This window comes from Rhizobium jaguaris (genome assembly GCF_003627755.1).
In the GTDB taxonomy this organism is placed as follows: Bacteria; Pseudomonadota; Alphaproteobacteria; order Rhizobiales; family Rhizobiaceae; genus Rhizobium; species Rhizobium jaguaris.
In genome coordinates this window covers 3,687,020-3,699,620 of record NZ_CP032694.1, presented here as the reverse complement: position 1 = coordinate 3,699,620, position 12,601 = coordinate 3,687,020, and the positions used below count along the sequence as shown (strand labels likewise).

Here is a 12,601-nt window from a genome sequence, read left to right as displayed (position 1 = left end):
GGATGAGGGGCTTTCTCGATATTTTCCGCTAATTCCGGACTTGCTGAAGGCTCGGCCCCTCACCCTAGCCCTCTCCCCGCGGGCGGGGAGAGGGGACTATCGCGCCAAGCGGTCGCATCCCACACATTTCATTTTTCAGGAGGAATCTATGGCAATCGAAGGATCATCGGAGCAGACGCGTGAGCCGCGCATTCGGCTTGGCATGGTGGGCGGAGGCGCGGGCGCCTTTATCGGTGCGGTGCATCGCATCGCCGCGCGCATTGACGACCAGTTCGATCTCGTCGCCGGCGCGCTGTCGGCCTCGCCGGACAAGGCTATCGCTTCGGGCCGTGATCTCGGTCTCGATCCAGCCCGCACCTATGCCAGCTATCGCGACATGGCGATCCGCGAAGCCAAGCTGAAGAACGGTATCGAAGCGGTTTCGATCGTCACGCCGAACCATGTTCACTACGACGCCGCCAAGGAATTCCTGAAGCGCGGCATCCATGTCATCTGCGACAAGCCGCTGACCTCCAACCTTGCCGATGCCAAGAAGCTGAAGAAGGTGGCCGACGAAAGCGGCGCACTCTTCATCCTCACGCACAACTACACCGGCTATCCGATGGTCCGCCAGGCGCGTGAGATGATCGCCAATGGCGAGCTCGGCGATATCCGTATCGTGCAGGCGGAATATCCGCAGGACTGGCTGACGGAGAATATCGAGCAGTCGGGCCAGAAGCAGGCAGCTTGGCGCACCGATCCATCGCAGTCCGGCGCCGGCGGCTCCACCGGCGATATCGGCACGCACGCCTATAATCTCGCCTCCTTCGTCACGGGCCTCGAACTCGACAGCCTTGCCGCCGATCTCGACAGCTTCGTCGAAGGCCGCCGCCTTGACGACAATGGTCATCTGCTGCTGCGCTTCAAGGCAAAGGGTAAGGAAAAGCCGGCCAAGGGCATGCTGTGGTGCAGCCAGGTGGCGCCGGGTCATGAGAACGGCCTCAAGCTGCGCGTCTACGGCACCAAGGGCGGCATCGAATGGACGCAAGCCGACCCCAACTATCTCTGGTACACGCCGTTCGGTGAATCGAAGCGCCTCATCACCCGCAACGGCGCCGGATCGGGCGCTGCGGCTGCACGCGTCTCGCGCATCCCCTCCGGCCATCCGGAAGGCTATCTTGAAGCCTTCGCGACGATCTACACCGAAGCTGCGCGCGCCATCAACGCCCGCAAGAAGGGTGTGGCGATCGATCCGGCCGTCGTCTACCCGACCGTCGATGACGGCGTGAAGGGTGTCGCTTTCGTCGAGGCCTGCGTTGCCTCTTCGAAGCGCAATGGTGCCTGGGTCAAGCTCTAATCCGCGGGAATGGGACGGCAGGTTGTTTGCCGCCCCGTCCTCCTCGACCTCTGACTGCAACGTTGCAGTTTTGTCATTTCAGGACTGTACAAGGACGTTTTCGTAGGTTTAAACCGCGCGCGGCCCAATATCGTGAGCGCGGGTCGATCGCAGCCGGCCGTCCCGCCGTTTGAAAGAAACGAGGTTAGTCATGATTGATCCAAAAAGCTTCGCCGCCCGTTTCCCGGGCGATTTCACGTTCGGCGTCGCCACTGCCGCTTTCCAGATCGAAGGCGCCACCAAGGCGGACGGCCGCAAGCCGTCGATCTGGGATGCCTTCGCCAACATGCCGGGCCGCGTCTATCATCGCCACAACGGTGATGTCGCCTGTGATCACTACAACCGCCTGGAACAGGATCTCGATCTCATCAAGGAGATGGGCGTCGAGGCTTATCGCTTCTCGATCGCTTGGCCGCGCATCATTCCCGACGGTACGGGTCCGGTGAACGAAGCCGGTCTCGATTTTTATGATCGTCTCATCGACGGCTGCAAGGCGCGCGGCATCAAGACCTTCGCCACGCTTTATCACTGGGACCTGCCGCTGACGCTTGCCGGGGACGGCGGCTGGACGGCGCGTTCGACGGCCTATGCCTATCAGCGTTATGTGAAGACTGTCGTGGGCCGCCTCGGCGACCGCCTGGATTCGGTCGCCACCTTCAATGAGCCCTGGTGCATTGTCTGGCTTAGCCACCTCTATGGCATCCACGCGCCGGGCGAACGCAACATGCAGGCTGCGCTTTATGCCATGCACTATATGAATCTCGCGCATGGCCTCGGCGTCGAGGCAATCCGCGCGGAAGCGCCGAAGGTGCCGGTCGGTATCGTGCTCAATGCCGCATCGATCCTGCCGGGTTCCGATAGCGCCGAAGATCAGGCTGCGGTCGAGCGCGCGCATCAGTTCCACAACGGCGCCTTCTTCGGTCCGATCTTCAAGGGTCAGTATCCGAAGGAGTTCGTCGAGGCTCTCGGCGATCGTATGCCTGTCGTCGAGGATGGCGATCTGAAGATCATCAACCAGAAGCTCGACTGGTGGGGCCTGAATTACTACATGCCGATGCGCGTCTTCGATGACGCGTCCAAGAGCGGCGATTTCCCTTGGACGAAGGACGCGCCGCCGGTCAGCGCCGCCAGGACCGATATCGGCTGGGAAATCTACGCACCGGGCCTGAAGCATGTCGTGGAAGACCTCTACAAGCGCTACCAACTGCCGGAATGCTACATCACCGAAAACGGCGCCTGCTACAACATGGAAGTCGTCAACGGCGAAGTCGATGACCAGCGGCGCCTCGATTACTACATCGACCATCTCGGCATTGTCGCCGACCTCATCAAGGACGGTTATCCCATGCGCGGTTATTTCGCATGGAGCCTGATGGATAATTTCGAATGGGCGGAAGGTTACCGCATGCGCTTCGGTCTCGTCCATGTCGATTACGAGACGCAGGTGCGCACGATCAAGAAGAGCGGCAAGTGGTATCGCGAACTCGCCGGTCAGTTCCCGAAGGGGAACCATAAGGCGGCTTGATGCGGTTCTACCTCCCCTTTGAGGGGGAGGTCGCGCGCAACGCGCGGGTGGGGGTGATCTCTGGTATCCGCAATGGTCACCGCACCCCGGACCTTCGGTCCGACCCTCCCCTTCGAGGCAGGGGAATCGCATATGAGGAAGTTGTGGCGTTTGGTGAGGAATTGGATTCTGTAGGTTCTCCAGAAGTTGGTCTGGAGAGATTGCATGCGAGGCTTGCAGGATCTGTTTTGCGAATTGCCGGATGGTCGGGCAGCGAATGCCCGGCATTCTTTGGCTGATGTGTTGCTGATAGCCTTTGCTGCCATGTTGTGCGGGGCGGAAAGTTGCGTGGACTTTGCCGCCTTTGGCCGCGACAAGCAGGATGTGCTGAGCGAATTTCTGCAGTTGGATCATGGCGTTCCCAGTCACGACACATTTAGCCGGACGTTTCGTCTGCTGGAGCCTGCGGCATTCGAGGTGGTGTTTCGTCGCTTCATGACGGCCTTTGCCGCCGCGCTTGCCCATGCGCAAGGGGATCAGGACGAAAGACTGCCGGTGCTGGCGATTGACGGCAAATCGCTGCGCGGAGCGGTCGAGGCTGCTGGCAGCACGACGCCGCTGCATTTGGTGACGGTCTGGAGTGCCGAGCAACGGCTGGTTCTGGGCCAACGCCTGGCCGCCGGCCGCAGTGAAGTGACGGCGGCGCGTGAGATCATCGCCCTGTTAGATCTGGCCGGCAGCATCGTTACCGCCGACGCCTTGCATGGCAGTCGCCGGACGGCGCAAGCCATCCGGGCACGCAGTGGCGATTATGCCCTGATGATCAAAGGCAATCGCGGTCCGCTTCATCGGGCCGCGGCAGCCTTGTTCGCCAATGTCGAGCCGGCTGCCGCCGCAAGCCCGCACACATCCGCCGCGCACGGCCGGGTGGAAGAGCGTCGCGCCTGGGTCCGGGCGGTCCCGGATTGGGCCGAGACCTATCGCTTCGACGGCTTGGTCGCCATGGCCAGGATTGATGCGCGCCGCCTCGTCAACGGGCAGGAAGAACGCCAGACGCGATATGTCGCCCTATCGTGCCTGCTTCATCCCGACGAGGTCCTCAGGGTGGTGCGGGCTCATTGGTCCATCGAAAACAGCCAGCATTGGATTCTCGACGTCGCCTTCGGCGAAGATCGTATCCACACACGAAACGATCACACTGCGCAGAACCTCGCCATCCTCCGCCGTCTCGCCCTCAACCTGCTGCGATCCGATCCAACGAAGGACTCCATCCGCCTCAAAGTCAAAAAGGCGGGATGGAACAACTCCTTCCTCAAATCTCTCCTCGCTCAAATGCGATAGCCCTGCCTTCGAGGGGAGGGTAGCTATCGCCCGAATCGATGGCGCCTGATAAATCTTGCGCATGATCCAGCGTCCTCTCTCCCTCTACGCGCTCTGCGGTAGTCAAAGACAGGTCTCCACCAGCCGCCGGCTGCTGGAGGCTCTGCAGCGGGTCTCCTCTGACGGAGTCTCCATCGAAATCTGCGATTTGATCGGCAGTCTGCCGATCTTCAACCCGGATCATGAGGGCGACAGGACGCCTCCTGTCGTCGAAACATTCGCCGCAAAGATTCGCGATGCGGACGGGCTGATCGTCTCCTGTCCGGAATATGCCCATGGCATTCCCGGCGGCTTCAAGAATGCATTGGATTGGCTGGTGTCGCGCGACGAGGTGCCGTTCAAGCCGCTGATGTTTGCACACGCGTCGTATCGCGGCGATCTTGTGCTGGAGCAACTGACCGAAGTCCTGAAGACCATGTCGCTCCGTATCGTGTCGGAGGCTTTTCTGCGGGTGCCGCTCGCCGGCAAGAGCGACGAGGCGCAGGCGTCGGTCCTAGCCGAGCTGCAACAGAGCGGCGCGCTGAGAGCCGGTCTCGATCGTTTTGCGCAGGCAATCCGCGCATCTGTATGAATGCTTGCTGCGCCAATAAATATACAACCCTTTCATGCAATAATCATAGGTTCGCTTTAACCGTTTTTTGAAGACCTGAAGGCAGACTTCTCAAGCTAAGGAGAAGCGCATTGGGAGCAGTTTTCGGGTCAATCCAGCGGAATACGCAAATCGGTCGTCATTCCATCGTGACGGCCGTTTTGTTTTCATTCGCTTTGGTCGTCACGGTCGTCACGCTGATGGTGCTGACGGCGATCGGTCGGGTGGCGGACTATTCCAACAAATTAGACGACGAGCGCTCCTGGGAAACCACCGCCGGTGCGCTGAAGACCTTCGAAGGCCTGCTCGACGCGACGCTGCATGACTATGCAGCACGAAACGCCGCCGCCAGGAATGTCTATGAAGAAAACGATCAGGAGTGGATTGCCGGCGCCTATGGCGAAATGTCCTCCGATGGCTCCCTGTTCGACATGGCGCTGGTCGTCGACGACAGCAACAAGCCCGTCATCGCCTATCGCGACGGCAAACCGATGACCGATAAGGTCGAGGATGTCTTCGATGCCTCGATGTGGGCCTTGGTGGATCAGGTACGCAAGACGCGGGTAACCAGCGTGCCGGAAGCAAGCGGCTATGTGATGACCGACAAGGGCATCGCCGCCATCGGTGTCGCGACGATCCGCGAAAAATCCGGCCATATCCCCGTGCCGGAAGGCAAGCGCCGTTATCTGATCTTTGTCCGGCATCTGGATGCCGCCAAGATCAAGATGCTTTCCAACACCTATGTCATCAGTGGCCTCAGGCTGGTGCCGCCGGACACGACTGCGCGCTATGCCGTCTCGATCGTCGATCCGCTCGGCAAGCCGCTCGGGCGGCTGGTCTGGACCTCGCGCGGGCCAGGTGACGTCAGCTATCAACAGGCCCGTCCGCTGGTCCTCGGCGCACTCGGTCTGGTCGGCATGTTTTTCGTGGTGCTGCTGATACTGGGGTCGTTGGCAGGTCGCCGGCTGAGAGCGGAGGAGGCGTTAGCGCGGCAGGGTTCGCTGCGAGACCGGCTCAGCGGCCTTCTCAATCGCGAGGGTCTGCGCCTTGATGTCGACCGATTGGTGGAAAGTGCCCGCGCCGACGGCAGCAATGTCCTGCTGCTCTATCTCGACCTCGACGGCTTCAAGGAGATCAATGACGCCTACGGCCATGGCACCGGGGATCAGTTGATCCGCGCCGTCGCGGCTGGACTGAATGTGCTCATTCCGCCGACGGCGGCGCTCGCGCGCCTTGGCGGCGACGAATTCGCCGTTGCTTTTCCGACCAAGGAACTGAATGACGCGCCGGCGCTCAGGCTTGCGGAACAAGTGCTGGATTTCTTTGCCGAGCCGTTGGAGATCGGCCGCCGTGTGGTGGTGGTCGGCGCCAGCATCGGCATTGCCAGCTCGCCGGAGGGCCGGATCGACCGCGAGGAGCTGGTGCGTCGCGCCGACCTTGCCATGTACAAGGCCAAGGAAGCCGGCCGCGCCCGCATGACCTGCTACGAGACGGCTATGGATGCCGATCGCGAGGAACGCAACGCGCTGGAACTTGACCTGCGAAATGCCATCGAAAAGGAAGAACTGACGCTCGCCTATCAGCCGCTGGTCGATGCCAAGACCCATGAGATCACCGGCGTTGAGGCATTGGTGCGCTGGAGCCGGCCCGGTTACGGGCCGATTTCGCCCGAAGCCTTCATTCCCGTCGCCGAGACGAGCGGCTTGATCGAGGCACTCGGGCTGCTCGTGCTACGCAAGGCCTGTGAGGCGGCGCAGCAATGGCCAGACCTGCGGATTGCGGTCAACGTCTCGCCGGGACAATTCCGCAATCCCGCTTTTGCAGACTATGTCCGGCATGTCCTGAATCACGCAGAGATCGAAGCCGAACGCATCACGCTGGAAATCACCGAAGGCTATATCATCCAGAATCCGGAGCGCACCCGCCAGTCGATCGAGCGGCTGAAGGCGCTGGGCGTCAAGGTGGCGCTTGATGACTTCGGTTCGGGCTTCTCTTCGATCGGCTATCTCCGCCAATTCGGCTTCGACCGCATCAAGATCGACCGATCGCTGACCATGGATGTGCTGACGGATAGCCGTGCCCGCGAGATGCTGCAGGCGACGGTGGCATTGGCGCGCTCACTTGACATTCCCGTGACGGCGGAAGGCATCGAGACGGAAGAGCAGGGGATCGCCCTGCAGCTCTTCGGCTGCGACGAGCTGCAGGGTTATTTCTTCGGCAAGCCGCTGCCCGAAGCGGAAATCAGCAAGCGGCTGAAGGCGCAGACGGCCCGCGCGCTTGCCGGCGAGCAAGAAGCGGCCGCCTGAATTCTTTAGCCGCCAATATGCTCCAGGCCGCGTTTGCGGGCGAGCATCACCTGGCGCTGGCGCTCGCGAAAGCGCTTGCGGTCTTCCTCGCTGCGGTCGTGATAGCATTGGCTGCAGGACACACCGGCTTCATAGAAGGGTGAGGCGATCTCTTCGGCGGTGATGGGATTGCGGCAGGCATGGCAGAGCTTGTGATTGCCTTCCTTCAGGCCGTGTTCGACCGAGACGCGTTCGTCGAATACGAAGCAGGCGCCTTCCCACAGACTTTCCTCGGCGGGTACTTCCTCGAGATACTTCAGGATGCCGCCCTTGAGGTGGTAAACCTCGTCGAAACCCTGTTCCTTCATGAAGGCGGTCGCCTTCTCGCAGCGGATGCCGCCGGTGCAATACATGGCGATCTTCGGCTTGTTGTGCAGGCCCTCGTTCTGGCGCACCCATTCCGGAAATTCGCGAAATGTCTTGGTCTTCGGATCGACCGCGCCCTTGAACACACCGATCGCCGTCTCGTAATCGTTGCGTGTGTCGATGACGATGGTGTCGGGGTCGGAGATCAGCGCATTCCAGTCCTTCGGCGCTACATAGGTGCCGACGATCCTGTTGGGGTCGATATTCTCGACGCCCATGGTGACGATCTCTTTCTTCAGCTTCACCTTCATGCGGACGAAGGGCATCTTCGATGCCCGGCTTTCCTTGTGCTCCAGGCCCGAAAATTCCGGCTGGGCGCGCAGGAAGGAGAGCACTGCGCCAATGCTTGCATCAGTGCCGGCGACGGTGCCATTGATGCCTTCATGGGCGAGCAGCAGGGTGCCCTTGACGCCGTTTGCTTCGCAGAGCGCAAGCAGCGGCTCCCGCAAGGCCTCGAAGCGCGGAAAGGATGCGAAATGATAAAGAGCGGCAACGAGGAACGCGCCGCCTGCTTCATGTCGTGAGGTCGAAAGGATGTCCGTCATGCCGCGGAAATACAATTTTGTGCGTCGGCAAGCAATCGGGATTCGTATTTTGACGCTGCGCCATCGGGTCACGCTCGCCAGCGAGGCGTTCCCTGTTCTGCACTACCATATAAATACGCGCAACGGCGACCGGTACGCGGTGATGAGGTTAATGTGTCGAAGAACATGCTGACGGTAAGACCATATGTCCCGGCCGATGCCGATCTGACCATCGACATATTCCTGAGGGCGATCCGGGAAGTGGCGTCGAGGGACTACGATCAAGCCCAAGTCGATGCTTGGGCCAAGGTGGAAGACAGGGAAGCCTGGGCGAAACGACGATCAAGCAGGCTGGCCTGGATCGTCCAGTATGGGAGCACGGCAATCGGGTTCGCCGATCTGGTGCCCGATGGGCTCTTGGACATGATGTTTGTCCATCCCGATTATCAAGGCATTGGCGCAGCCAGTCTGCTCCTGACGACGATCGAGTCAGAGGCAAGAAAACAGGGGCTTGGGCGCATTTTTACGGAGGCGAGCCTCACTGCCAGACCGTTTTTCGAACGAAGAGGTTTCGCCGTCCTGACGTCGCAGAGTGTGGAAAAGCGCGGGCAGACGCTCGAAAATTTCCGTATGGAAAAATCACTGCGATAGATGGCCGCTACCCGCAAAATCTATCGCTGGTGATGATCGCTCCCCGAGGAGCAAGAAATCGGCTTCGTACCTCGGTTCCGAGCGCGTAGGGCAGATTTCCTCAATCCCCCGCTTCCAGCCACAGCCGTTTGATCGTCCGCGCTTCCTGCTTCGGTTCGTCGGCGAAAACCCAGCGGGCCTTGGTCAGCGCATCCTGGCGGGCGGTTTGTTGGCGGGAGATAATCGCCTCCAGCAGGCGGGCGTGGTCGTCGCTGCCGTTGAAGAGATGCGGCTCGCGATCGGTGACCTCGGAAAGCATCGACAGATCGAGATAGCGGCCGAGCACGTCGACCAGCGCCTTGGCTTCGAGTTGTTTTGCATGCATGGCGGCGGGCCAGATGTCGCGCAACAGCGCATGATGCATCCAGCAATCCTGGCCGCGTTTGCGCAGCTCGTGAAACTGATCGGTATGGGCTTCGGCATGGCATTCGGAGAGCGCCTTGGCCGCCTTGCGCCCCGTCTTGCGCCAGCTCTTTTGAAAAAAGCGTGCGGCCTCGCGTCGGCCACTGTCGAAAGAGGTCGCGTTTAGCGCCTCCAACGCTTCGCGGCAGGTGGCGACTGCGGCATTCGCCTTCTCTTCGAGATCGGTTTCCTCTTCCGACAGCCGGTCGCGCCGGACCGTCAGTACATCGATGACGCGGGCAAGTGCTTGGGCTTCGTCCTCGCATGTCGCCGTCTCGTGCAGATGACGACCGGCCTCGACGAGGGCGGTGGCGTCGCGAACGTGGGAGAGCGTTCGCGCCATTTCCCGCAGCCTGTCATTTTCCACCTGCTGGAATTCCGGCGCGCGCGGGGCGATCAGCCGGTAAAGCCCGCGGACGCGCTTGATATGCTTGCGGGCCGTGTGCACAGCCTCGTGGAGGCCCTCCGGCCGATCGGTCAATGCCGCAATCGCTTTGCTAAGCTGCCGTGCGGCGGCGGTGCGTACATCGTCGTCAAAGGCCTTGTCAGGCCGAATGCGATAACTCATCGTATTCCTGCTCGAATTGCGTCGCGAGCGCCTGGTTGGAGTAGCGATATTCGCCGGTCACCTCGCGGCCAACCCAATCCGGCAATTCAGGATCATCGCTTTCGTCCTCCATCTCGACCTCGGCGATCACCAGGCCGCGATGCGCGCCGCGAAAAACGTCGACTTCCCAGACGAAGCCTTTGAAGGGCACCTTGTAGCGGGTCTTCTCGATGACGAGCCCGATAGCATTGCCAAGCAGCTCCTCGGCATCAGCAATGGGGATCTCATATTCAAACTCGTCGCGCGTCATCGCCCTGCCAATCTTCATCGTCAGGGTGGCGACCGTGTCGTTCGTCAGGCGAACGCGCACGGAACGGTCGTCCATAGAGGCGATATAGGCCTGCCGTAGGGTGAGTTTCTCGGAAACGAGGTCGCGCCAATGATCGCCGCGCACCAGAAACTTTCGCTCGATCTCTTTTGCCATGCGCTCGACATGCTCCGCCCGCATCATATCTAAATAGACTAACGGAAGTTTTCTGGATTTCCTACCCACTCTATTCAAACTTAGCTTTTGTCTCGACAAGGACCTTCCGGAAGGCTATTCGAAAACCGGATTTCAATCGTTTTAAGGGAGCACGCCGACCATGGGCGAGAAAACCGAAAAGCTTCTTTCCATCCTGAAACTGCAACCCGTCGTTCCCGTCCTCATCGTCGAAGATGCGAAATCGGCCGTACCGCTCGCCCGTGCGCTGGTTGCCGGCGGCTTGAAGGCAATCGAGATCACACTTCGCACCGCCGGCGCGCTCGACGCCGTCCGCGCCGTGGCAGAGGAAGTGGAAGGCGCCGAAGTCGGTGCCGGCACGATCCTGAATGTCGCGCAGTGGGAAGCTGCCGTAGAGGCCGGCTCGAAGTTCATCGTCAGCCCCGGCACGACGCAGGAGTTGCTGGACGTTGCCCGTAGCTCCGATGTGCCGCTGCTTCCGGGTGCGGCGACGGCGAGCGAAGTCATGGCGCTGCGCGAGGAAGGCTACAAAGTTCTGAAGTTCTTTCCCGCCGAACAGGCCGGCGGCGCTGCCTATCTGAAGGCGCTGTCCTCGCCGCTGTCAGGAACGCTATTCTGCCCGACTGGTGGCATTTCGCTGAAGAATGCTCATGATTACCTGTCGCTGCCGAACGTCATCTGCGTCGGAGGCTCCTGGGTTGCGCCGAAGGAACTGGTCGCGGCCGGCGATTGGGCGGGGATCACCAAGCTCGCCGCCGAAGCGGCCGCACTGAAGGGCTGAGCCTTTCGAAAAGCCGATTTGAGGGCGTGCATGGCCTCATGCGCGCCCTTTTGCTATACCCATAAATAAACCTCCACCTATGGTGGAGGACTGGACGAGTTCTACACGGTAGTTGAGAGACCTCCTGCTTGAACCGCTGGCGCGGCCCAGACTTCGAACAAGGAGGTTCTATGGATGAGCAAACGCTCTCGCATGCGACGTGGGACTGCAAGTATCACGTTGTTTTTGGCAGCAAATACCGAACGAAAAGACTCTACGGGGACGTACGGCGTGAGTTGGGAGAACTCTTACGTCGGCTGGCACAGCAGAAAGGCTGCCAGATCGAAGAGGGTCATTTGATGCCCGACCATGTGCATATGTTGATATCGATCCCGCCGAAATACTCGGTTGCGCATATTGTCGGCTTTTTGAAGGGCAAGACAGCCCTTTACGTTGCCAACAAATATGCGCGCAAGCGCCGCTACAAGGGTTATCACTTTTGGGCGCGCGGGTATTTCGTATCGACGACGGGCTACAACGAGCAGGTCGTCAGACAATATATCCGTAATCAGGAAAAGGCCGACAAAGCTTCCGACTTTGCCGACCTCTTCAATCGTAGCTACTAAGCGCTAACAAAACCGCTTCTAGCGGTTCAAGCGCAGCGTTTCAAACCTCCACCTTTGGTGGAGGTTATGACTTTTTCGGAAGGTTTGTATTTGCGGCCGCACCTTCCTATTTCCCTCTCGCAGTTTTGCTCGCGCATGATCTCGCCCAAAAACCGCTACGCACTTTTTGGGATCATGCTTCACAAAGGACGGAGGACCATCAACATGATCGACGCCCGCAAGCTTCTGGACCAGTTCCTGGGATCGCAAGTTCCGGGAATGCAGGGAAGCGTGAGAGACAAGGCGACCGAAGCCATCAATCTCGCCAGAGACAATCCCTTGGCGACGAGCGCCATTGCCGGCGTGCTGCTGGGCACGAAGACCGGACGCGAGATTGCCGGCAACGTACTAACGCTCGGCGGTCTCGCCGCCATCGCCGGGCTCGGCTATCAGGCCTACAAGAATTACCAGGCCGGCGACACGCCACAGGCAGCGCCGCAACCTGCCCAGCAGGCGGAACCGCAATTCCTGCCGCCGCCTTCCAATTCCGGCTTCAGCACTGCGCCGGCGATCGCCAGCAATGATTTCGCGCTTTCCCTCGTCCGCGCCATGATCGCTGCCGCCCGTGCCGATGGGCATATCGATGATGTGGAGCGGCAACATATTCTCGGCAAGGTGCAGGAAGCAGGTGTGGGCGCGGAAGCGGAAGCCTTTTTCGAGCGCGAGCTTGCCAATCCTGTGGATCTCGACGCCATCGTCGCATCGGCGCAAACGCAAGAGCAGCGCGTGCAGATCTACACTGCGTCGCGCTTGGCGATCGAGCCGGATTCGCGGGCGGAGCGCCGCTATCTCGATCTTCTCGCCGGTCGTCTCGGTCTCCCCGACGCGCTGGTCGATCATATCGAGGCAACAGTCGCAAGCGCCAAGGTCTGATCGTCGTTGGGGAAGGGCCGGTTGCCTTTCGCGGGCGGCTGGCCTAAGCCTGCGCCGGACAACGAATAGTGGCGCGGGA

General features: G+C 60.5%; 12 protein-coding genes. 9 read left to right on the top strand and 3 right to left on the bottom strand.

Going from position 1 to position 12,601, the window contains the following annotated elements:
* The first annotated feature begins 148 nt into the window (after nt 1–148).
* The 5 genes from CCGE525_RS18040 (at nt 149) to CCGE525_RS18020 (ending at nt 7,154) form a co-directional block, all read left to right on the top strand.
* Nucleotides 149–1,336 carry a Gfo/Idh/MocA family protein gene (locus CCGE525_RS18040; RefSeq protein ID WP_120705475.1) on the top strand — a complete coding sequence of 396 codons (1,188 nt, stop codon included), beginning with the start codon at nt 149–151 and terminating at the stop codon, nt 1,334–1,336.
* 190 nt (nt 1,337–1,526) lie between these two features.
* Nucleotides 1,527–2,900, top strand: coding sequence for a GH1 family beta-glucosidase (locus tag CCGE525_RS18035; RefSeq protein WP_120705474.1), 1,374 nt, complete (start codon nt 1,527–1,529; stop codon nt 2,898–2,900).
* Nucleotides 2,901–3,104: 204 nt separating this feature from the next.
* Nucleotides 3,105–4,220, top strand: a complete 1,116-nt coding sequence (locus CCGE525_RS18030; RefSeq protein ID WP_120702965.1) for an ISAs1 family transposase — start codon at nt 3,105–3,107, stop codon at nt 4,218–4,220.
* A gap of 64 nt (nt 4,221–4,284) precedes the next feature.
* Nucleotides 4,285–4,830, top strand: a complete 546-nt coding sequence (locus CCGE525_RS18025) for an NADPH-dependent FMN reductase (protein WP_120706481.1) — start codon at nt 4,285–4,287, stop codon at nt 4,828–4,830.
* A 110-nt stretch (nt 4,831–4,940) separates the two neighbouring features.
* Nucleotides 4,941–7,154 (top strand): bifunctional diguanylate cyclase/phosphodiesterase, encoded by a 2,214-nt coding sequence (locus tag CCGE525_RS18020; protein ID WP_120705473.1) that lies wholly within the window; start codon nt 4,941–4,943, stop codon nt 7,152–7,154.
* Between the two features lie 5 nt (nt 7,155–7,159).
* Here the strand turns inward: CCGE525_RS18020 and trhO are convergent, their stop codons facing one another.
* Nucleotides 7,160–8,104: an oxygen-dependent tRNA uridine(34) hydroxylase TrhO gene (gene trhO, locus CCGE525_RS18015; protein ID WP_120706480.1), complete on the bottom strand. Its 945-nt coding sequence runs from the start codon at nt 8,102–8,104 to the stop codon at nt 7,160–7,162.
* 165 nt (nt 8,105–8,269) lie between these two features.
* Here trhO and CCGE525_RS18010 point away from each other — a divergent pair, with 165 nt between their 5' ends.
* On the top strand, nt 8,270–8,734 hold the full coding sequence (locus CCGE525_RS18010; RefSeq protein ID WP_120705472.1) for a GNAT family N-acetyltransferase: 465 nt from the start codon (nt 8,270–8,272) through the stop codon (nt 8,732–8,734).
* Between the two features lie 100 nt (nt 8,735–8,834).
* On the opposite strand, the gene CCGE525_RS18005 is transcribed toward CCGE525_RS18010, so the two are convergent.
* Both CCGE525_RS18005 and CCGE525_RS18000 read right to left on the bottom strand, forming a co-directional pair.
* Nucleotides 8,835–9,743: a CHAD domain-containing protein gene (locus CCGE525_RS18005; protein ID WP_120705471.1), complete on the bottom strand. Its 909-nt coding sequence runs from the start codon at nt 9,741–9,743 to the stop codon at nt 8,835–8,837.
* Nucleotides 9,721–10,206: a CYTH domain-containing protein gene (locus tag CCGE525_RS18000; RefSeq protein ID WP_120706479.1), complete on the bottom strand. Its 486-nt coding sequence runs from the start codon at nt 10,204–10,206 to the stop codon at nt 9,721–9,723. The genes CCGE525_RS18005 and CCGE525_RS18000 overlap by 23 nt, the downstream gene beginning before the upstream one ends.
* Nucleotides 10,207–10,366: 160 nt before the next feature.
* On the opposite strand from CCGE525_RS18000, the gene CCGE525_RS17995 reads away from it, so the two are divergent.
* From CCGE525_RS17995 to CCGE525_RS17985, 3 genes are all read left to right on the top strand, one after another.
* On the top strand, nt 10,367–11,005 hold the full coding sequence (locus CCGE525_RS17995; RefSeq protein WP_120705470.1) for a 2-dehydro-3-deoxy-phosphogluconate aldolase: 639 nt from the start codon (nt 10,367–10,369) through the stop codon (nt 11,003–11,005).
* A gap of 170 nt (nt 11,006–11,175) precedes the next feature.
* Nucleotides 11,176–11,610, top strand: coding sequence for an IS200/IS605 family transposase (gene tnpA / locus CCGE525_RS17990; protein ID WP_120663694.1), 435 nt, complete (start codon nt 11,176–11,178; stop codon nt 11,608–11,610).
* A 204-nt stretch (nt 11,611–11,814) separates the two neighbouring features.
* The gene (locus CCGE525_RS17985; protein ID WP_120706478.1) at nt 11,815–12,522 is read left to right on the top strand and encodes a tellurite resistance TerB family protein; all 708 of its coding nucleotides are present in this window, start codon (nt 11,815–11,817) and stop codon (nt 12,520–12,522) included.
* Nucleotides 12,523–12,601: the final 79 nt, after the last annotated feature.